Genomic DNA, 19,978 nt, shown 5'->3' with positions numbered 1-19,978 from the left:
CCCAGGGTGAATAAGTTGCAAAACGAAACCTCGTTAAAAAAAATTAAGACAAAATGAGAAAGTCGAAACCTAAGAAAAGATATATCCTTCCTGATCCAAAGTTCAGGGACGTACAGGTGACCAAATTCGTTAACAACCTGATGTACGAAGGAAAGAAAAGCATTGCTTTCACTATTTTCTACGATGCATTGGAATTGGTTGAGAAAAAAACCAGCGAAAATGGTCTGGAAACATGGAAAAAAGCATTGAACAACGTAACTCCTTCCGTTGAGGTTAAGAGCCGCCGCGTGGGTGGTGCTACTTTCCAGGTTCCTACTGAAGTTCGCCCTGAGCGCAAGCAGTCACTGGGTATGAAATGGTTGATCAACTATTCCCGCAAGCGTGGTGAAAAGACCATGGTTGACCGTCTGGCTGGTGAAATTATCGCTGCTGCGAAAGGTGAAGGTGCTGCTGTGAAAAAGAAAGACGATACGCACCGTATGGCAGATGCCAACAAAGCGTTCTCTCACTTCCGTTTCTAAGCGAAAGCGCAGACATATTAAGGTCGGGAACCTGGTTTATCCGGGGTCCCGATTTTATTTTAGGGGTTTTAAGAAAAATAACTTTTCCTTAATTGTTTTTATAATCAACAATTTATACTTTTGCGCTCTGAATTTTCAAAACCAGCGGTTTACGCTTAGACGAAAGTTCTGACTGCTTCGCATAGAATTGCACTTTGAATATAAAAAAACACATCACCATCGGTCATGGCACGTGATTTAAGATTAACAAGAAACATAGGTATTGCTGCGCACATTGATGCCGGTAAAACGACGACAACGGAGCGTATACTTTACTACGCAGGGGTTAGCCACAAGATCGGAGAAGTGCACGATGGTGCAGCTACGATGGACTGGATGGAGCAGGAGCAGGAGCGTGGTATCACCATTACATCCGCTGCTACGACAGTTGACTGGAACTACCGCGACGAGAAATACCACATCAACATTATCGATACCCCGGGACACGTTGACTTCACAGTAGAAGTAAACCGTTCTCTTCGTGTATTGGATGGTCTTGTGTTCCTTTTCAGTGCAGTAGATGGTGTTGAGCCTCAATCTGAAACGAACTGGCGTCTGGCTAACAACTATAATGTTGCCCGTATCGGTTTCGTGAACAAGATGGACCGTTCAGGTGCTGACTTTCTGAAAGTTTGTACTCAGGTTAAAGAAATGCTGGGCAGCTACGCTGTACCTCTTCAATTGCCGATCGGCGCGGAAGATACTTTCCGTGGTGTAGTTGACCTGGTTAACTTCCGTGGTATTGAGTGGAACGAAGCTGATAAAGGTATGACTTTCACTGAGGTGCCTATTCCTGACGATATGTTGGAAGAAGCTACTGAATGGAGAGAGAAATTGCTCGAAGCGGTTGCTGAGTTCGACGATACTTTGATGGAGAAATATTTCGAAGATCCTAACTCGATCTCGGAAGACGAAATCCTTGCTGCATTGCGCGCTGCAACTATCAGCATGAAGATTGTACCGATGGTTTGCGGTTCATCTTTCAAAAATAAAGGTGTTCAGACAATGCTTGATTACGTGATGGCTATTCTGCCTTCACCATTGGATCGTGAAAGCATTATCGGAACAGACCCACGCACAGGTAACGAGATCAGCCGTCAGCCATCTGAAAAAGATCCTTTCTGTGCATTGGCATTCAAAATTGCGACTGACCCTTACGTAGGTCGTCTATGCTTTATCCGCTCTTACTCGGGTGTTCTTGAATCGGGTTCTTATGTATTGAATAACCGTTCAGGAAACAAAGAGCGTATCTCCCGTATTTTCCAAATGCACGCTAACAAGCAAAATCAGATTGATAGGCTGGAAGCAGGCGACATTGGTGCGGTAGTGGGCTTCAAGGATATCAAAACAGGAGATACACTTTCTGAGGAAAAATCACCGATCGTATTGGAATCAATGGTGTTCCCGGAGCCGGTAATTGGTTATGCGATCGAGCCTAAGAAAGCTGCTGACAGCGATAACTTCTCAAAAGCGATCACCAAACTGATCGAAGAAGATCCAACGCTCCAGGTCGAAAGTAACGAAGAGACTGGCCAGACGATCATCAAAGGTATGGGTGAGCTTCACCTTGAAATCATCATCGACCGTATGCGTCGTGAGTTCAAAGTGGAAGTAAACCAGGGTGCTCCTCAGGTTGCTTACAAAGAGATCCTCACCAAGAATTTCGAACACCGTGAAGTTTACAAGAAACAAACGGGTGGTCGTGGTAAGTTTGCCGATATCGTATTCGAAATCGGGCCACGTGATGATAATGAAGAAGGACAAGAGCCGAAACAAGGTTTGCAGTTTGTGAACGAAGTTGTGGGTGGTGCTATCCCTCGCGAATTCATCGCTCCGGTACAAAAAGGTTTCGAAGCTGCGATGGTGAACGGTGCATTGGCAGGATATCCTCTGGATTCGATGAAAGTGCGTTTGTTCCACGGTTCATTCCACGATGTCGATTCAGATTCACTCTCTTTCGAATTGGCTGCCAAGATTGGTTTCAAAGAATCAGCTCGCCATGCAGGTTCGAAATTGATGGAGCCTATCATGCACGTAGAAGTTCTGACTCCTGACGAATACACCGGACCGATCACAGGTGACCTCAACCGGCGTCGTGGTATCATGAGAGGTATGGACTCCCGCAATGGAGCACAGGTTATCAAAGCTGATGTACCTCTTTCTGAATTGTTCGGTTATGTGACCGACCTTCGTACGATGTCATCAGGACGCGCTACTGCATCTCTGACATTCGCTTACTACGAAATCGTACCTAATAACATCGCTGACGGTGTTATCGAGAAAGCGAAAGGTCTCGTTAAAGCTTAATACAAGAAAATGCGTTGCAGGAGCAATTCTGCAACGCATTCTTTATGATATAGCCTGCGAAGTAAATGGTTCTTTCAAGGGTGTACTGCCGGAGTGATCTGGCGAGATTTTCTGAACCGGAAACAAACAAATACAATGAATCAAAAGATCCGTATCAAACTTCGGTCATTCGACCACAACTTGGTTGACAAGTCAGCTGAGAAAATCGTTAAGGCTGTAAAGGCAACAGGCGCAGTAGTAAGCGGTCCTATTCCTTTGCCTACAAAGACAGAGAAATTCACTGTTCTTCGTTCGCCGCACGTTAACAAGAAATCGAGAGAGCAATTCCAGCTTTGTACTTACAAGCGTCTGGTAGACATTTTCTCAACAAGTGCTAAAACGGTAGATGCCTTGATGAAGCTTGAATTGCCAAGCGGTGTTGATGTAGAGATCAAAGTATAGTTAATGCCGGCTTATTCATTTAAGCCACCAAATAAATTGGATGAAGGTCCGGGTTCCTCTGGAAACCACATCTGAGCTCAGAAAGCCTGACAGGCACAGGGTTACACCGATAACCAGTCAGTTTTTTCGAAATGAGGTCAGATGTTCGTTCATCTGACCTTTTTTGCTGATTATCAGCGAGAAATATTTTTGGGCTGTTAGGATGTTAAAAACGTTTTTTCTACCTTTGCAGTCCGTTTTAAAGAATAAGGGGGTTTTACCTGCTAAATTTAAATTTCAAACATGTCTGGTTTAATTGGTAAAAAAATCGGAATGACTAGTTTGTACAATGCTGACGGGCAGGCTCTGGCATGTACTGTGATCCAAGCTGGTCCTTGTGTTGTTACACAAGTTAGGTCCGAAGAAAAGGATGGCTATAAGGCTATCCAGTTAGGTTTTGGTGAGAAGAAAGAAAAGAACACCTCCCAGCCTCTGATTGGCCACTTCAAAAAAGCCAACACGACTCCCAAACAAAAATTGGTTGAGTTCAAGGAATTTGAAGTGGAACATGAACTTGGAACTTCACTATCCGTTACGGATATCTTTGAAGAAGGCGAGTTTGTTGACGTTGTGGGATCTGCCAAAGGTCGTGGTTTCCAAGGTGTTGTAAAGCGCCACGGATTCGCGGGTGTGGGTGGTCAGACGCACGGTCAGCACAACAGAGCCCGTCACCCAGGTTCGATTGGTGCTTGTTCATTCCCATCACGCGTATTCAAAGGCATTCGTATGGGTGGACGTATGGGTAACAATCGTGTAAAGATTCAGAATTTGCGTATTCTGAAAGTGATACCTGAGCAAAATATTCTCGTAGTGAGTGGCTCAGTACCGGGTTCGAAGAATTCATTTCTAATCATTGAGAAGTAGTACGATGGAACTGTCCGTATTAAATATAAAAGGGGAAGATACCGGCAAGAAGGTAAATGTGTCTGAGGAAATTTTCGGCATTGAACCTAACACGCACGCGATCTATCTCGATGTGAAGCTTTACCTGGCTAACCAACGTCAGGGAACGCACAAATCAAAAGAACGTGCAGAGATTAATCACTCTACACGTAAAATCAAACGCCAAAAAGGAACCGGCGGAGCTCGTGCAGGTAGCATTAAATCTCCGGTATTCATAGGTGGTGGCCGTATTTTTGGTCCACGTCCACGTGACTACGGTTTCAAAATCAACAAGAAAGTAAAAGCATTGGCTCGTAAGTCGGCACTTTCTGTTAAGGCGCAATCTAACGCCGTTTCTGTTTTGGAAGCATTCACTTTCGAAGCTCCTAAAACGAAGTCATTTTTGAATGTATTGAATTCACTTTCTCTTGTGAATACAAAGACATTATTGATCCTCCCAGCGATCGACAACAATGTATACCTATCCAGCCGTAACATTCCAAAAGCGAAAGTTACAACAGTGGATGCGGTTAATACATATGACCTGATGAATGCAGACCGTCTTCTGATAAGTGAATCTGCTCTTTCTATTTTGGAAACCCAATTGAACAAATAACAATGAGTGTACTGAAACGTCCGATTATAACCGAAAAGGTAACGGCTCAGGGTGGTCAAGGTAAATACGCTTTCGAAGTCTCCCTTACTGCAAACAAGGTAGAGATCAAGAAGGCTGTTGAGAAACTGTTCGGGGTTACCGTAGAAAGCGTTCACACCATGCGTAGCATTGGTAAAAGCAAATCCCGCACATCGGGAGGTAAGTTTGTGACTGGAAAAACGTCAACTATCAAAAAGGCTATCATCACAGTAGCCGAAGGCGAAGTAATCGATATTTACGGCGAAGCCTAGTTGAACGATTTCAAATCTTTAGACGAGTTTATAGCAAATGGCAGTTAAAAAATTAAAACCTACAAGTGCTGGTCAGCGTTTCCGCTCGGCTCCTACATTCGAGGAGATTACCGCGTCGAAGCCTGAGAAGAGTCTTCTGGAAACCATCAAAAGAACAGGTGGTCGTAACAGCCAGGGACATCGTACCATGCGATATATTGGTGGCGGTCACAAAAGAAAATACCGCGTTATCGATTTCAAAAGAAACCGTTTCGACGCACCCGCTACTGTACTTACAATCGAATACGATCCAAACCGTTCAGCGCGTATCGCCCTGATCCAGTTTGAAGACGAAGAAAAAAGATACATCATCGCACCAAACGGCCTGAAAGTGGGACAGGTTATCGTGTCCGGAAATTCAGTAGCTCCTGAGGTTGGCAATGCCCTTCCTTTGGGATCGATGCCGGTCGGTACAATTGTACACAACATTGAATTGACTCCTGGTAAAGGTGGTCAGTTTGCGAGAAGCGCCGGTGCTTACGCACAGCTTGTTGCGAGAGAAGGCGGTAAATATGCTGTATTGAAAATGCCATCGGGCGAAATGCGTATGGTACTTTCAACTTGCATTGCAACGGTTGGAGTTGTTTCAAATGCTAGCCATATGAATGTTTCGCTTGGAAAAGCAGGACGCAGAAGGTGGTTGGGACGTCGTCCACGCGTACGTGGTGTTGCAATGAACCCTGTTGATCACCCAATGGGTGGTGGTGAAGGCCGTTCGTCAGGAGGTCAGCCTCGTTCTAGAAATGGTCAGTTCGCGAAGGGTCTTAAGACACGTAACCGCAACAAGCATTCTGAGAAATTGATTATCAGCCGTCGTAAAAAATAAGTAGAACATGGCACGCTCATTAAAAAAAGGACCATATATCGACTTTCGTCTCGAAGCCAAAGTTGAAACGATGAACAACTCGTCGCGTAAATCTGTCATCAAGACCTGGTCGCGGCGCTCAATGATTTCGCCTGATTTTATCGGGCACACATTTGCAGTACATAACGGAAATAAGTTCATCCCTGTTTATGTAACTGAAAACATGGTAGGACACAAACTGGGCGAGTTCTCTCCAACCCGTAACTTCCGTGGCCACACCGCTAAAAAAGATAAAGGAAGAAAATAATTTGTCGACGTAGCTGGTCCTAACGGACGAGCCGATATCTGAAAAGAAACATGGAAGCAAGAGCTATATTAAAGGATGTGCCTACTTCTCCTCGCAAGATGAGATTGGTGGCCGACATGATTCGCGGACAGAAGGTCAGCAAAGCGTTGGCACTTTTGAAATTCCAACCGAGAGCTTCATCGCCGGTTTTGCACAAAGTCCTGCTTTCCGCTGTTGCCAACTGGCAGCAACAGAATGAGGGATCAAAACTGGAAGACGCTGACCTGATCGTTAAGACCGTTTTCATTGACGGTGGACGCATGTTGAAGCGTTTACGCCCTGCACCTCAGGGAAGAGCACACAGGATCCGTAAGCGTTCCAACCACATCACAATCGTGGTAGACGACGCGTCGGTGTCAGTAAATGAAGCAGTAATTAGCGAATCATAAGTAAAACGATCTATTTCGAATGGGACAAAAGGTTAATCCGATAGGTCTAAGACTAGGAATTGTTAGAGGATGGGAATCTAGCTGGTACGGAGGAAAGGACTTCTCTGACAAACTGGTTGAAGACGAAAAAATCCGTAACTACATCAAAGCACGTATCCCAAAAGGATCGATTTCAAAAGTAGTTATTGAACGTACACTTAAACGCATCACTTTAACCATCCACACTGCCCGTCCAGGTATCGTGATCGGTAAAGGTGGTAGTGAGGTTGATAAAATTAAGGAAGAGCTTAAAAAGATTACAGGGAAAGATGTGCAGATCAACATCTACGAAATCAAACGTCCTGAAATCGATGCGAAACTGGTAGGCGAAGCTATCGCTCAGCAATTGCAAGCTCGTATCTCTTACCGTCGTGCCATGAAGCAATCAATCGCTTCTGCAATGCGTGTAGGAACACAAGGAATCAAAATCCGTTTGGCGGGTCGTCTGGGTGGTGCTGAAATGGCCCGTACAGAAGAATACAAAGAGGGACGTATTCCTTTGCATACATTGAGAGCGGACATCGATTACGCAATCTCAGAAGCACAAACCATCTACGGAAAGATCGGTATTAAAGTATGGATCTTCAAAGGTGAATTGTACGGAAAGCGTGACCTTACTCCAAGCGCAGCAACTGCGGCGTCAGACAGAGCTGAAAGAAGCGCAGGTGGCGGCGAACGTGGTAATGATCGTGGTGGAAGAGGTGACAGAAGAGGCGGTCGTGACCGAAACGAGGGCGCTCCACGTGGTGAAGGAGGAGGCGGTGATGCAGATCGTCGTAAACGCAATAAGAACAAGAAGAAGTAATCAGATACTTTCCGGTATCAGACCGGTTCAAATAGATTAGAATCATGTTACAGCCGAAAAGGACAAAATTTCGCAAGCAACAAAAGAACAAAGGTTCGCACAACGGTCTCGCGACCCGCGGACATGAGATTGCTTTTGGATCGTTTGCAATAAAAGCGCTGGAACCAGGTTGGTTGACTGCTCGCCAGATCGAAGCAGCCCGTATCTCGGTAACACGTGCAATGAAACGCGAAGGTCAGGTTTGGATCCGGGTATTCCCTGACAAGCCGATCACCAAGAAACCTGCAGAGGTTCGTATGGGTAAAGGTAAAGGTGCCCCTGAGTATTGGGTAGCTCCTGTTAAGCCTGGAACTATCATTTTCGAAGCGACTGGTGTTGAGCTGGATACCGCAAACGAAGCATTGCGTTTGGCTGCACAAAAGTTGCCAATTAAGACAAAGTTCGTCGTACGCCGGGATTATCAGGAATAGAAGTTAGTCCGAACGTATCAAGAACACTAATTATTAAAAGCAATGGCTAGTAAAGAAATAAAGAATCTGTCGCAGGATCAGCTGAAAGAGCAGATCGCCCAAGAGAGAGAGCGCTTACTCCGGTTGAAATTTGCGCATGCTATTTCTCCAATTGAGAATCCTCTGCGTATTCGCGCCTCACGTAAGGAAATTGCAAGACTCTTAACCGAGCTGTCGGCTAAATCTAACCAACAGTAAACAGTTTAGAAATTATGGAGGCAACAGAAAGAAATTTACGTAAAGAGAGAATTGGCAAGGTAGTGAGCAACAAAATGGAGAAATCCTGTGTGATCACTGTCGTGCGTAAGGTGAAGCACGCCAAGTATGGTAAGTTTATGACTAAAACTACCAAACTGATGGTACACGACGAAACAAACCAAGTTGGTATCGGTGACACGATCCGTGTAATGGAAACTCGTCCGCTTAGCAAAAACAAGCGTTGGAGATTAGTAGAAATCCTTGAAAGAGCGAAGTAATCATGGTACAACAAGAATCAAGACTGTCAGTAGCCGACAACAGTGGCGCAAAGGAAGTACTCGTAATTAGGGTACTTGGCGGAACTGGAAAGCGTTACGCTTCGGTGGGCGATAAGATCGTCGTGACAGTGAAATCCGCTCTGTCTTCGAGCAACATGAAAAAAGGAACGGTTTCCAAAGCCGTGGTGGTGCGTACAAAGAAAGAAGTACGTCGTAAGGATGGAACCTACATCCGGTTTGAAGATAATGCGGCAGTTTTATTGAACAACAATGATGAGCCACGCGGTTCACGTATTTTCGGACCGGTTGCCCGGGAATTGCGCGAGAAGCAATTTATGAAAATCGTATCACTGGCACCAGAAGTGTTGTAAGAAATCAAAACATCAGTATTTCTTTAAACTGTTAAGAGAATACCTCAATGGAAAGTACAAATAAAAAAGCACCCGCCAAATTGCACGTTCGCAAGGGAGATACTGTAAAAGTTATCTCAGGTAACGCGAAAGGTGAAACAGGCGTGATCACAAAGGTGCTCGTAGAAAAACAAAGAGCTACTGTGGAAGGGGTGAACTTGATCACCAAGCACGTTAAGCCAAACGCGCAAAATCCGCAAGGTAGTATCGAAAAACGCGAAGGCGCTATTCACATCAGTAACCTGATGGTAGTTGATCCTAAAACAGGTGAAGCTTCGAGAACTGGCCGTAAAGCGAATGACAAAGGAAAACTGCAACGCTTTTCAAAAAAATCCGGAAACTTATTGTAATCCGGATTTGTCGAAGAAGCAGTTGATTTTATAACCAAGCGCGTGGGTCGGCAATCCACATAATCACTTTCAAACATGGCAGCGCCAAGATTAAAAGAGAAATACGTTAGCGAAATAGTTTCGCAATTGAAGGGGAAATTCCAGTATAAATCAACTATGCAGGTTCCCCGCCTGACAAAGATTGTTATCAATAAAGGTATCGGAGCTGCTGTTGCAGATAAGAAACTTGTTGACACCGGTGTGGAAGAATTGAGCCTGATTACAGGACAGAAAGCAATAGCTACTATCTCCAAAAAGGCGGTTTCCAACTTTAAGTTGCGTGAAAACATGCCTATCGGAGCGAAAGTAACGCTTCGTGGTGACAAGATGTACGAATTCCTTGACCGCTTGACCAGCATTGCGATGCCACGTGTACGTGACTTCAAAGGTATCAGCGATAAAGGATTCGATGGACGTGGAAATTATACGTTCGGTGTGAAGGAGCAAATCATTTTTCCTGAAATCAGCATCGAAAAAGTGAACAAGATCAGCGGTATGGATATCACTTTCGTGACATCTACTAATTCTGACGAGGAGAGCTACGAATTGCTGAAAGCATTAGGAATGCCTTTCACCAACGCGAATAAATAAGAAAATACTACAAAGATTATTTAGCGACAATGGCAAAAGAATCAGTAAAAGCACGGGAGAGAAAAAGACAAGCGCTAGTAGAACGTTATGCTGAAAAGCGTACTAAGTTGAAAGCTGCCGGTGACTGGGTTGGTCTTGACAAGTTACCACGTAACTCTTCTCCTGTACGCCTGCACAACCGGTGCAAGATCACTGGAAGACCTCGCGGTTATATGCGTAAATTCGGAATTTCCCGGGTACTCTTCCGCGACATGGCGTCAGATGGAAAAATTCCAGGAGTTACAAAATCAAGTTGGTAAGAATACTTTCAATTCTGATTTCAATTACTTAACTTTGCACTCCCGTTTAAAAGGGGGTGTTTAAACTTGGCATAAACATGTTAACGGATCCCATAGCAGACTATCTGACGAGACTCAGAAACGCTATCAAAGCGAAGCACCGGGTTGTTGAGATACCTGCATCCAACATAAAAAAAGAGATTACAAAGGTACTTTTTGACAAGGGGTACATTCAAAGCTATAAATTCGACGAGGTTGGTCCTCAGGGAGTTATTAAGATAGCTTTGAAATATAATCCTGTGACAAAGCAATCTGCAATTGTAAAATTGGAGAGGGTTAGTAAGCCTGGACTACGTAAATATTCAGGTTCATCAACACTGCCACGTGTATTAGGCGGCTTAGGAACAGTGATCATCTCTACATCGAAAGGTGTAATGACAGATAAGGAAGCTAAGACACTGAATGTGGGTGGCGAAGTGTTATGTTTCGTGTATTAATATTTAAAAGTTATTCAGGAAATGTCACGAATAGGAAATAAAGTTATCGTTTTGCCAGCGGGAGTGTCCGTATCGGTTGCAGAAGATAACACAGTATCTGTAAAGGGGCCTAAAGGGGCCCTTACCCAGGCGGTGGATACTGATATCACCGTCGAGGTTGAGGGAAGCGAGCTTAAAGTGAAGCGCCCTACAGAGCAGAAGCGTCATAAAGCGCTGCATGGTCTGTATCGCTCACTGATCAACAACATGGTGATCGGTGTAGACGCGGGTTACAAGCGTGAGCTTGAAATTATCGGAGTGGGTTACAAGGCAAGTGCGGCGAACAATGTTCTCGAACTTCAATTGGGTTACTCTCACAATATTTTCATGTCGATCCCAGAAGAGATTAAGGTTACTACTACCTCGGAAAAAGGTCAGAACCCTAAAGTTATTTTGGAAGGCATCGATAAGGAACTGATTGGTGTAGTAGCGGCGAAGATCAAATCCCTGCGTAAAGTAGAACCCTACAAAGGAAAAGGTATCCGTTTTGTTGGTGAAGTGGTCCGTCGTAAAGCAGGTAAGTCTGCTTCTAAGAAATAGTGCGTAGCCACCGATCAATGTTATAAACTAGTAAGATAAGATTAAAGATGGCTAACGCAAAAGCAGATAGAAGACAACGCCTGAAACTTCACATCCGTAAACGGGTGAAGGGAAGCGCAGAACGTCCAAGACTTTCGGTCTTCCGTTCAAACACCAGCATATATGCTCAGATCATTGATGACATTAAAGGGATTACCCTTGCAAGTGCATCATCGGTAGATCTGGGAGGCAGAAAAGAAAACTCAAACGTTGAAGTTGCTGCCCAGGTAGGTAAAAAGATCGCTGAAAAAGCGCAGGAAGCAGGTATCCAGGCAGTGGTTTTCGACCGTAACGGATATTTGTACCACGGTAAGGTAAAAGCATTGGCCGACGGAGCTCGTGAGGGTGGCCTGAAATTCTAAGTATAACAAAGACTATGTCTACAAATACAAGACCTTCAAAGGTTAACGAATCAGACCTGAAAGAGCGCGTAGTAGCGATCAACAGGGTAGCAAAAGTAGTAAAAGGTGGTCGTCGTTTCAGCTTCTCCGCCATTGTGGTTGTGGGAGACGGAAATGGGGTTGTAGGTTACGGATTGGGCAAAGCCAATGAGGTGACTGACGCGATCGCCAAAGGAATTGACGATGCTAAGAAAAACCTGATCCAAGTTCCTATGCTTAAACATACCGTTCCTCACGAAATGGAGGGTAAGTTCAGCGGTGGTTTCGTTCTGATCAAGCCGGCAGCTCCTGGAACGGGAGTACTGGCAGGTGGCCCAATGCGTGCAGTATTGGAAAGCGCAGGGATCAAAGACGTCCTTGCGAAATCCAAAGGTTCGTCGAACCCCCACAACGTAATCAAGGCTACTATTGACGCTCTTTTGAAGATGAGAGCTCCGCATCAGGTTGCTTTCCAACGCGGCGTTAAATTGGAAAAAGTATTCAACGGATAATCCTTCGGGATTATCCTCAATCTGAGAGTAATCATGTCAAAAGTACGTATTACACAAGTTAAAAGCACAATTGACCGTCCTGAGAGACAAAAGCTGACGATTAAAGCGTTGGGTCTTGGTAAACTGAACCGGTCTGTTGAGAAAGAAAACAGCGATGCCATCGCGGGAATGATCCGTAAGGTAAGCCACTTGGTTAAAGTCGAAGAAATCTAATATTCCAATAGTATGAATTTAAGTTCATTAAAACCGGCTGCTGGTTCCGTAAAGGTAGGAAAGCGGGTTGGACGTGGCCAGGGCTCAGGTAAAGGGGGCACTGCTGCACGTGGACACAAAGGAGCGCAGTCGCGCTCAGGTTACAGTCGCAAGCTGGGCTTCGAAGGTGGTCAGATGCCTCTTCAAAGACGTTTGCCGAAATTCGGTTTCAACAACATCAACCGCGTTGAATACAAGGCGTTGAACCTGGATGCAATCCAGGCATTGGTTGAAAAAACCGGAGTTGCGGTAGTAACGTTGGATCTGATTCGTGAAAATGGTCTCAGCGCAAAGAATGACCTGGTCAAAATCTTGAACAGAGGTCAGATTTCTTCTGCTGTTGAAGTTCAGGCCCATGGGTTTTCAGCATCGGCTATCGAGTCGATTGAGAAGGCAGGTGGCAAAGCAGTCAAATTGTAATTTAGCTGCTTTACCGACAGAATTTGTTTACTTTGAACAGAGCGTTGTAAGCCCAGAAGATGAAACGATTTTTAGAGACAATAAAACACATATTTGCGATTGAGGAGTTGAGAACACGTATTCTCAACACTCTTTTGTTTATAACGATCTTCCGGTTGGGGTCTTACGTTGCGTTGCCAGGTGTTGAACCTGATCAAATGAATGTATCCACTCAGGGATTGTTGGGGTTGCTGGATACTTTCTTAGGTGGAGCTTTTAGCAAGGCTTCCATTTTTGCGTTAGGTATCATGCCTTACATTTCTGCTTCAATTGCCATCCAGCTGCTGACTATGGCTTTGCCTTATTTCCAGAAGATGCAAAAGGAGGGGGAATCAGGCCGTAAGAAGCTAAATCAGATTACCCGGGTTCTGACAATCGTTGTTACACTTGTTCAGGGTACTGCTTATTTAAATACGACTGTACCTGACGAGGCTCTTTTGGTTTCCAGAAGCATGTTCACAATTTCTTCTGTATTTGTGCTTACTGCCGGCACCATGTTCTGCATGTGGCTTGGAGAAAGGATTACAGACAAGGGAATCGGTAATGGTATTTCGATGCTGATTATGATCGGTATCGTTTCGCGTTTCCCAGGTGCGATCTACAAAGAATTCGTATCAAGAGGTAGTGGTGGGATTCTGATATTTGTATTGGAAATCGTAGCCCTATACTTTGTAATTATGGGGGCTGTAATGTTAACTCAGGCTGTTCGCCGGATTCCTATCCAGTATGCAAAGCAAGTGGTAGGTAACCGTGTAATGGGTGGGCAACGCCAGTATCTTCCACTGAAATTGAATGCAGCAGGTGTAATGCCGATCATTTTCGCTCAGGCTTTGATGTTCATCCCTTCATTGGGCGCATCTTACTTCGCTGAGAAAAGTGATTTCGCCAGCAACGTAGCTACGATTTTCGCAAACTACACGACCTGGCAGTATAACCTGTTGTTTGCAGTATTGATTATTGTTTTTACGTTCTTCTATACGGCTATTTCGGTAAATCCTCAGCAGATTGCCGATGATATGAAACGTGGAGGTGGGTTTATCCCGGGTGTGAAACCAGGTCAGCAGACTTCTGAATACATTAGTTCTATTCTGGACCGTATCACTTTCCCTGGTGCGTTGATGCTGGCGGTTGTTGCAACCTTGCCTGCATTTGCAAGCCTACTGGGAATTTCGACAGACTTCGCTCACTTTTTCGGCGGAACTTCGTTGCTGATCATGGTAGGTGTTGTGTTGGATACGCTTCAACAAGTTGAAAGCTACCTGTTGATGCGCCGTTATGAAGGTTTGATGAAGTCGGGGCGGGTAAAAGGACGCACCGAGAGCGTAGCAATCTGAAATGATTTATCTTAAGACAGAAGAGGAAATCAACCTGATAAAGGTTAGTGCTCAACTGCTCGGCAAGGCACATGCGGAAGTAGCTACATGGGTGAAACCAGGTGTTACAACCGGAAAGTTGGATGCAGTTGCTGAGGAATATATCAGAGATAACGGTGGAGTCCCTTCATTCAAGGGATTCAACAAGTTTCCAGCCTCTCTTTGTATTTCGGTCAATGAAGTTGTGGTCCACGGTATACCAGGGGGCTACGTGCTGAAAGAGGGGGACATCGTTTCGATAGATTGCGGGGTTAAGCTGAATGGCTATCATAGCGACAGCGCTTACACTTATCCCGTGGGAGAAGTATCTAAGGAGGTGATGAATCTCTTGACCACAACCAAGAAGTCCCTATATAGGGGAATTGAGCAGGCGGTGGATGGTCTTAGGATTGGCGACATCGGCCACGCGGTTCAAAGTTTTGTAGAAGATCGTGGTTATACTGTAGTGAGGGAGCTTGTAGGGCACGGGGTTGGAAGAGATTTGCACGAAGCGCCTGAGGTACCAAACTATGGAAAGCGGGGTAAAGGAATACGATTAAGAGAAGGAATGGTTTTGGCTATCGAGCCGATGATCAACCTGGGAGCAAAAGCAGTAGTGCAAGAGCGCGATGGCTGGACGATCAGGACCAACGACAAAAAGTATTCTGCGCATTTTGAACATACCGTGGTTGTGAGGAAAGGAAAGGCGGAGATTCTGACAACATTCGATTACATTGAAAAAGTGACGGCCAACACCAGCCTTATGGTTGAAGTACAGTAACAAACGCTACGAATGGCAAAACAAGCATCAATCGAACAAGATGGAGTAATTCTCGAAGCATTGTCAAACGCAATGTTTCGTGTTGTATTAGAGAACAAGCATGAAGTGATAGCGCATATCTCCGGTAAAATGAGAATGCACTATATCAAAATATTGCCGGGTGACAGAGTAAAGCTGGAAATGTCCCCTTATGACTTATCGAAAGCCCGGATTACATATCGGTATAAGTAAGGAGATTGATTACCTTAAATTAACACAAAGTTTAATCAGATGAAAGTCAAAGCATCAGTTAAGAAACGCAGTGAAGACTGCAAGGTTATCCGCCGGAAGGGTAAGGTGTATGTTATTAACAAGAAGAACCCACGGTATAAACAAAGACAAGGATAATAATTATGGCACGTATTGCAGGAGTAGATATTCCAGACCGTAAAAGAGGTGAGATCTCATTGACTTACATTTTCGGAATCGGCCGTAGTTCGGCTAAGAAGATTCTTGGAAAAGCGGGTGTTGATTTGAACAAGAAAGTAATCGATTGGACCGACGACGAGTCTGGTGCAATTCGTGGGGTCATTGCCGGAGAATTCAAAGTAGAAGGCGCTCTTAAGTCTGAAGTTCAGTTGAGCATTAAGCGTCTTATGGACATTGCTTGTTATCGTGGCCTTCGTCACCGTAAAGGATTGCCTTTGCGTGGTCAAAGAACGAAAAACAACTCACGTACTCGTAAGGGTAAACGCAAAACAATCGCTAACAAGAAAAAGGCTACTAAATAAATAATGAGCGGTGGAGCGATCCCTGTCTTATTCGAAGAGCAATGGCACAGAATAAAAGAAAAGATAAAGCAAAAAAGAGAGTGGTTGTTGTGGAACCTGTTGGTCAGGTACACATTAAGGCTTCTTTCAATAATATCATAATTTCAATTACTAACAGCAACGGACAAGTTATTTCTTGGGGTTCTGCAGGTAAAATGGGATTCCGTGGTTCTAAGAAGAACACGCCTTACGCAGCACAAACTGCTGCACAGAGCGCAGCGCAGGTTGCGTTCGACCTTGGAATGCGTAAAGCTGAGGTTTTCGTAAAAGGACCAGGATCAGGCCGTGAATCGGCGATCCGTACTATCCAAAATGCAGGTATCGAAGTGACCACAATCCGTGATATCACTCCGCTTCCGCACAACGGATGCCGTCCTCCAAAACGTCGTAGAGTATAGTAGTTATAGTACCGCATAGGTACCCATTCGTAATTTGGACACTGGGGTTACAGAATGGTTTTTTTCAATTTAGTTAACAAAAAGTTTTAATGGCACGTTATACAGGTCCCAAAACCAAAGTTGCAAGACGTTATGGAGAGCCCATTCTGGGCCCAAGCAAAGCGCTTGCGAAGAAGAATTACCCTGCCGGAATGCACGGAAAGGGTCGTCGTTCCAAGAAGTCAGAGTATGCTCTGCAATTGGCGGAAAAACAAAAAGTGAAATTCATCTACGGTATTCTTGAAAGACAATTCCGTAGCTTGTTTGAGAAGGCTTCTGTAAAAGAAGGCCTTACAGGTGAAAACCTTTTGAGATACTGCGAAGCCCGTCTCGATAATACAGTTTACCGTTTGGGAATTGCGCCTACACGTCGTGCTGCCCGTCAGTTGGTGTCCCATAAGCATATCCTGGTTGATGGTGAAATTGTAAACATTCCTTCTTACTCATTGCGTCCAGGGCAGGTTGTTACCGTTCGTGAGAAATCAAAATCTCTTGAAGCAGTAACTGATAGCCTCGCCGGACATAGTTCCAAAGGTTTTAATTGGTTAGAATGGGACGGTCAGCAATTGACTGGTAAGTTCGTTACATTCCCGGACCGTGAATCAATTCCGGAAAACATCAACGAGCAACTGATCGTTGAATTGTATTCTAAATAATAATCTTCATATTACATGCACTCCCCGAAATTTCGGGGCAGTGCTTTTTTTGCCGGCAACGGCCAAATTTGCGATCGCAAAGGTAAGGTAGCGTGATCAACTATCATTTACTACTATAAAAGGAGCAAGGACTATGTCAATATTAGCTTTCCAAATGCCTGATAAGGTCGTCATGGAGAAAGCAGACGACTTTCACGGGTTGTTTGAGTTTAAGCCTTTAGAGAAAGGGTACGGCGTAACCATTGGTAATGCGTTGCGTAGGATTCTCCTTTCTTCTTTGGAGGGTTATGCCATCACGAGCGTGAAGTTCCCTGGCGTTCTTCATGAATTTTCTTCTATCGAAGGTATAGTTGAGGATGTTACAGAAATCATCCTGAATCTGAAAATGGTTCGTTTTAAAAAAGTTTCTGACCTGAGTGAGAGTAGAATCGTGGTAAATCTCAAAAATGTATCGGTGATCACTGCCGGAGACATTGGCAAGTTTACAAGCGCATTTGAGGTTTTGAACCCAGATCAGGTCATTTGTCATATAGATGACCAGAAGGAGTTCGAAATGGAACTTCTCCTTGACAAAGGTAGAGGTTACGTACCTGCTGATGAGCCAAGAGCTAATGAATTGCCTTTCGGTTATATCGCGGTCGATTCTATCTATACCCCAATCAAGAATGTGAAATACAGTGTGGAAAACACACGTGTGGAACAGCGTACGGACTACGAACGTCTTTTAATAGACATCCAGACGGATGGTTCAATCCACCCTGAAGACGCATTGAAAGGAGCTGCTAATATTTTGATTCAGCACTTCATGCTGTTCTCTGACCAAACTATGACGTTTGAGAAACAGAAAGCGGAAGAAGATAATCAGGTTGACGAAGAAATGCTGCGTATGAGAAAACTACTGAAGACTTCATTGTCTGAACTAGATCTTTCGGTACGCGCTTACAACTGTTTGAAATCAGCGGATGTTAAATCCCTTGGGGATCTGGTAAGACTTGAAATTTCGGATATGATGAAATTCCGGAACTTCGGTAAAAAATCTCTTACCGAGTTGGAGCAACTTGTTGCTGACAAACAACTCACATTTGGAATGGACGTGTCGAAATACCGTCTGGACGAGGATTAATTAAATTCCATCATAAGTATGTATTCTGAAGCGCGCCTGTCGCAGCTCGAAGCAACTAAACAACAAAACAATGAGACACGGTAAGAAGGACAATCACTTAGGAAGAACCGCATCACACCGCAAGGCGATGCTGTCAAACATGGCTTCCTCTTTGATCCTCCACAAAAGAATTGAAACAACCCTGGCAAAGGCAAAAGAACTTCGTAAGTTCGTGGAGCCCTTGCTGACTCGTGCAAAAGAGGATTCTACCCACAACAGAAGGATAGCGTTCTCTTATTTGAAAGACAAAGAATCGACGAAAGAGCTTTTCGGAGTAGTTTCAGATAAAATTGCATCTCGTCCGGGCGGATACACCCGTATCATCAAGCTGGGCAACCGTTTGGGTGACGCGGCCGAAACCGCGCTGATCGAACTAGTTGATTTCAACGATGCACTGTTGCTTGCCAATGCTGACAAACCTGCTAAGACTCGTCGTAGCAGAAGAGGTGGTAAGAAAGCCGAAGGCGCTACTGAAGCGGCTCCCGCTAAGAAGGAAGACCATCCGATTGTAGCGGAAACCGAAGCAGCGGCTGAGGAAGAAGCTCCAAAAACAGAAGAAACACCAGGCGAAACTGAAAAGGAATAGTTTGGAAATCGGAAATTGAAATATATGAAAGGGTTGAACGATGTCGTTTAACCCTTTTTTTTGAGTGAAAAGTCGTATTTTTGCACCAAAATTTAGCCGGCTGCCGCAAAATGGCCTCAAACAAACCGGAAAACAGATTAAACCATAATATGAATCAGAAAAAGGAAGCTCTGTTGTTGCTAGAAGACGGAACAGCATACAAAGGACTCGCTTTGGGTAAAAGTGGAACCACAGGTGGCGAAATTTGCTTTAATACAGGCATGACGGGCTACCAGGAAATCTACACCGACCCTTCCTATTACGGTCAGATTATCGTGAACACCAATTCGCACATCGGTAACTACGGTGTGCAGTTGGAAGACGAGGAGGAATCTGGCTCGGTAAAGATCCGTGGGATGGTTTGTAACACATTCTCACAGATCTACTCGCGCGACACCGCTGATTTCTCCCTGCAAGAGTATTTCGAAAGGGCTAACATCGTTGGTATTAGTAATGTAGATACGCGCCATCTGGTACGCCATGTACGCGAGAAGGGCGTAATGAATGCCATTATCTCTTCTGAGATCCTCGACGAAGTTGAACTCATGAAAGAATTGAGAAAGATCCCTTCCATGGATGGATTGGAGCTTTCTTCAGAAGTGACAACCGAAGAGCCTTACTACATGGGCGATGAATCCACGGCGAAATGGCGCGTGGCAGTAATGGATTATGGCATCAAGAAAAGCATTCTGCTGAACCTGACGTCGAGGGGTTGCTACTGTAAGGTTTTCCCTGCCAAAACTTCATATGAAGAGGTGATGGAATGGAACCCCGACGGCTTTTTTATCTCAAACGGTCCGGGCGATCCTTCCGCAATGTCATATGCGGTTGAAAGCGTAACACAAATGGTGAAAACGAACAAGCCACTTTTCGGTATCTGTCTGGGACATCAACTACTCGCATTGTCCAGCGGCATTAACACTTATAAAATGCACCATGGCCACCGTGGTTTAAACCACCCGGTGAAAAATTTAATCACAGGTCTTTGTGAGATCACTTCACAAAACCACGGTTTTGCAGTGAAGCCTGATGAGATAGAAAGCCACGCTGATATTGAAGTAACGCACATTAACCTGAACGATAAGACCATCGAAGGGATCCGCAGAAAGGATTACCCCGCGTTCTCGGTGCAATATCATCCGGAGGCTTCGCCAGGTCCGCATGATTCACGTTACTTGTTTGATGAATTCATCAAGCTGCTGAGCGCGGCAAGTTAAGAATACGTTA

General features: G+C 44.7%; 33 protein-coding genes. All 33 read left to right on the top strand.

Annotation, left to right across the window (positions count from 1 at the left end):
- The first annotated feature begins 53 nt into the window (after positions 1-53).
- The 33 genes from rpsG to carA all read left to right on the top strand — a co-directional run bounded on the left by rpsG (position 54) and on the right by carA (position 19,968).
- A complete protein-coding gene (gene rpsG / locus LZD49_RS16390) occupies positions 54-521 on the top strand; it encodes a 30S ribosomal protein S7 (RefSeq protein ID WP_019941733.1) in 468 nt (155 codons plus the stop codon).
- Between the two features lie 225 nt (positions 522-746).
- Positions 747-2,867, top strand: a complete 2,121-nt coding sequence (gene fusA / locus LZD49_RS16385) for an elongation factor G (protein ID WP_234668646.1) — start codon at positions 747-749, stop codon at positions 2,865-2,867.
- A gap of 135 nt (positions 2,868-3,002) precedes the next feature.
- Positions 3,003-3,308 carry a 30S ribosomal protein S10 gene (gene rpsJ / locus LZD49_RS16380; protein ID WP_015813787.1) on the top strand — a complete coding sequence of 102 codons (306 nt, stop codon included), beginning with the start codon at positions 3,003-3,005 and terminating at the stop codon, positions 3,306-3,308.
- Between the two features lie 282 nt (positions 3,309-3,590).
- Positions 3,591-4,211, top strand: a complete 621-nt coding sequence (gene rplC / locus LZD49_RS16375; protein ID WP_188934918.1) for a 50S ribosomal protein L3 — start codon at positions 3,591-3,593, stop codon at positions 4,209-4,211.
- 4 nt (positions 4,212-4,215) lie between these two features.
- A complete protein-coding gene (gene rplD, locus LZD49_RS16370) occupies positions 4,216-4,845 on the top strand; it encodes a 50S ribosomal protein L4 (RefSeq protein WP_234668645.1) in 630 nt (209 codons plus the stop codon).
- Between the two features lie 2 nt (positions 4,846-4,847).
- Complete coding sequence (gene rplW, locus LZD49_RS16365) at positions 4,848-5,135, top strand: 50S ribosomal protein L23 (protein WP_234668644.1); 288 nt, start codon at positions 4,848-4,850, stop codon at positions 5,133-5,135.
- 37 nt (positions 5,136-5,172) lie between these two features.
- On the top strand, positions 5,173-6,000 hold the full coding sequence (gene rplB, locus LZD49_RS16360) for a 50S ribosomal protein L2 (RefSeq protein WP_234668643.1): 828 nt from the start codon (positions 5,173-5,175) through the stop codon (positions 5,998-6,000).
- A 7-nt stretch (positions 6,001-6,007) separates the two neighbouring features.
- Positions 6,008-6,286, top strand: a complete 279-nt coding sequence (gene rpsS / locus LZD49_RS16355) for a 30S ribosomal protein S19 (protein WP_015813792.1) — start codon at positions 6,008-6,010, stop codon at positions 6,284-6,286.
- A 50-nt stretch (positions 6,287-6,336) separates the two neighbouring features.
- Positions 6,337-6,714, top strand: coding sequence for a 50S ribosomal protein L22 (rplV, locus tag LZD49_RS16350; RefSeq protein WP_234668642.1), 378 nt, complete (start codon positions 6,337-6,339; stop codon positions 6,712-6,714).
- Positions 6,715-6,733: 19 nt separating this feature from the next.
- On the top strand, positions 6,734-7,558 hold the full coding sequence (gene rpsC, locus LZD49_RS16345) for a 30S ribosomal protein S3 (RefSeq protein WP_234668641.1): 825 nt from the start codon (positions 6,734-6,736) through the stop codon (positions 7,556-7,558).
- A gap of 44 nt (positions 7,559-7,602) precedes the next feature.
- Positions 7,603-8,028, top strand: coding sequence for a 50S ribosomal protein L16 (gene rplP / locus LZD49_RS16340; protein WP_234668640.1), 426 nt, complete (start codon positions 7,603-7,605; stop codon positions 8,026-8,028).
- Positions 8,029-8,070: 42 nt separating this feature from the next.
- Entirely contained in the window at positions 8,071-8,265 is a 195-nt protein-coding gene (gene rpmC / locus LZD49_RS16335) for a 50S ribosomal protein L29 (RefSeq protein ID WP_019941741.1), read from the top strand.
- A 14-nt stretch (positions 8,266-8,279) separates the two neighbouring features.
- Positions 8,280-8,543 carry a 30S ribosomal protein S17 gene (gene rpsQ / locus LZD49_RS16330; protein WP_090380017.1) on the top strand — a complete coding sequence of 88 codons (264 nt, stop codon included), beginning with the start codon at positions 8,280-8,282 and terminating at the stop codon, positions 8,541-8,543.
- Between the two features lie 2 nt (positions 8,544-8,545).
- The gene (gene rplN / locus LZD49_RS16325) at positions 8,546-8,914 is read left to right on the top strand and encodes a 50S ribosomal protein L14 (protein WP_015813798.1); all 369 of its coding nucleotides are present in this window, start codon (positions 8,546-8,548) and stop codon (positions 8,912-8,914) included.
- A gap of 47 nt (positions 8,915-8,961) precedes the next feature.
- On the top strand, positions 8,962-9,303 hold the full coding sequence (rplX, locus tag LZD49_RS16320) for a 50S ribosomal protein L24 (RefSeq protein WP_090380020.1): 342 nt from the start codon (positions 8,962-8,964) through the stop codon (positions 9,301-9,303).
- A gap of 75 nt (positions 9,304-9,378) precedes the next feature.
- On the top strand, positions 9,379-9,933 hold the full coding sequence (rplE, locus tag LZD49_RS16315; protein ID WP_234668639.1) for a 50S ribosomal protein L5: 555 nt from the start codon (positions 9,379-9,381) through the stop codon (positions 9,931-9,933).
- 29 nt (positions 9,934-9,962) lie between these two features.
- Positions 9,963-10,232 (top strand): 30S ribosomal protein S14, encoded by a 270-nt coding sequence (gene rpsN / locus LZD49_RS16310; protein ID WP_031528741.1) that lies wholly within the window; start codon positions 9,963-9,965, stop codon positions 10,230-10,232.
- 77 nt (positions 10,233-10,309) lie between these two features.
- Entirely contained in the window at positions 10,310-10,708 is a 399-nt protein-coding gene (rpsH, locus tag LZD49_RS16305; protein ID WP_026350532.1) for a 30S ribosomal protein S8, read from the top strand.
- A 21-nt stretch (positions 10,709-10,729) separates the two neighbouring features.
- Positions 10,730-11,287: a 50S ribosomal protein L6 gene (gene rplF / locus LZD49_RS16300; protein ID WP_234668638.1), complete on the top strand. Its 558-nt coding sequence runs from the start codon at positions 10,730-10,732 to the stop codon at positions 11,285-11,287.
- 47 nt (positions 11,288-11,334) lie between these two features.
- Positions 11,335-11,688: a 50S ribosomal protein L18 gene (gene rplR, locus LZD49_RS16295; protein WP_234668637.1), complete on the top strand. Its 354-nt coding sequence runs from the start codon at positions 11,335-11,337 to the stop codon at positions 11,686-11,688.
- 14 nt (positions 11,689-11,702) lie between these two features.
- Entirely contained in the window at positions 11,703-12,218 is a 516-nt protein-coding gene (rpsE, locus tag LZD49_RS16290; protein ID WP_234668636.1) for a 30S ribosomal protein S5, read from the top strand.
- 33 nt (positions 12,219-12,251) lie between these two features.
- The gene (rpmD, locus tag LZD49_RS16285) at positions 12,252-12,431 is read left to right on the top strand and encodes a 50S ribosomal protein L30 (RefSeq protein ID WP_031528736.1); all 180 of its coding nucleotides are present in this window, start codon (positions 12,252-12,254) and stop codon (positions 12,429-12,431) included.
- Between the two features lie 12 nt (positions 12,432-12,443).
- A complete protein-coding gene (rplO, locus tag LZD49_RS16280) occupies positions 12,444-12,890 on the top strand; it encodes a 50S ribosomal protein L15 (RefSeq protein ID WP_188934904.1) in 447 nt (148 codons plus the stop codon).
- Positions 12,891-12,949: 59 nt separating this feature from the next.
- On the top strand, positions 12,950-14,263 hold the full coding sequence (secY, locus tag LZD49_RS16275; protein ID WP_234668635.1) for a preprotein translocase subunit SecY: 1,314 nt from the start codon (positions 12,950-12,952) through the stop codon (positions 14,261-14,263).
- A 1-nt stretch (position 14,264) separates the two neighbouring features.
- Complete coding sequence (gene map, locus LZD49_RS16270; protein WP_234668634.1) at positions 14,265-15,062, top strand: type I methionyl aminopeptidase; 798 nt, start codon at positions 14,265-14,267, stop codon at positions 15,060-15,062.
- 12 nt (positions 15,063-15,074) lie between these two features.
- A complete protein-coding gene (infA, locus tag LZD49_RS16265) occupies positions 15,075-15,293 on the top strand; it encodes a translation initiation factor IF-1 (RefSeq protein WP_015813810.1) in 219 nt (72 codons plus the stop codon).
- A gap of 39 nt (positions 15,294-15,332) precedes the next feature.
- Positions 15,333-15,449 (top strand): type B 50S ribosomal protein L36, encoded by a 117-nt coding sequence (ykgO, locus tag LZD49_RS16260; RefSeq protein ID WP_015813811.1) that lies wholly within the window; start codon positions 15,333-15,335, stop codon positions 15,447-15,449.
- Positions 15,450-15,454: 5 nt separating this feature from the next.
- Entirely contained in the window at positions 15,455-15,832 is a 378-nt protein-coding gene (gene rpsM / locus LZD49_RS16255) for a 30S ribosomal protein S13 (protein ID WP_234668633.1), read from the top strand.
- A 41-nt stretch (positions 15,833-15,873) separates the two neighbouring features.
- On the top strand, positions 15,874-16,269 hold the full coding sequence (rpsK, locus tag LZD49_RS16250; protein WP_015813813.1) for a 30S ribosomal protein S11: 396 nt from the start codon (positions 15,874-15,876) through the stop codon (positions 16,267-16,269).
- A gap of 89 nt (positions 16,270-16,358) precedes the next feature.
- On the top strand, positions 16,359-16,964 hold the full coding sequence (gene rpsD / locus LZD49_RS16245; RefSeq protein ID WP_234668632.1) for a 30S ribosomal protein S4: 606 nt from the start codon (positions 16,359-16,361) through the stop codon (positions 16,962-16,964).
- Positions 16,965-17,097: 133 nt separating this feature from the next.
- Entirely contained in the window at positions 17,098-18,087 is a 990-nt protein-coding gene (locus tag LZD49_RS16240) for a DNA-directed RNA polymerase subunit alpha (protein WP_234668631.1), read from the top strand.
- Between the two features lie 70 nt (positions 18,088-18,157).
- The gene (rplQ, locus tag LZD49_RS16235; RefSeq protein ID WP_234668630.1) at positions 18,158-18,712 is read left to right on the top strand and encodes a 50S ribosomal protein L17; all 555 of its coding nucleotides are present in this window, start codon (positions 18,158-18,160) and stop codon (positions 18,710-18,712) included.
- Positions 18,713-18,861: 149 nt separating this feature from the next.
- Positions 18,862-19,968, top strand: a complete 1,107-nt coding sequence (carA, locus tag LZD49_RS16230) for a glutamine-hydrolyzing carbamoyl-phosphate synthase small subunit (RefSeq protein WP_234668629.1) — start codon at positions 18,862-18,864, stop codon at positions 19,966-19,968.
- Positions 19,969-19,978 lie beyond the last annotated feature (10 nt).

This window comes from Dyadobacter sp. CY261 (genome assembly GCF_021440085.1).
Lineage (GTDB): Bacteria > Bacteroidota > Bacteroidia > Cytophagales > Spirosomataceae > Dyadobacter.
This window is presented reverse-complemented; position numbering and strand designations above follow the sequence as displayed.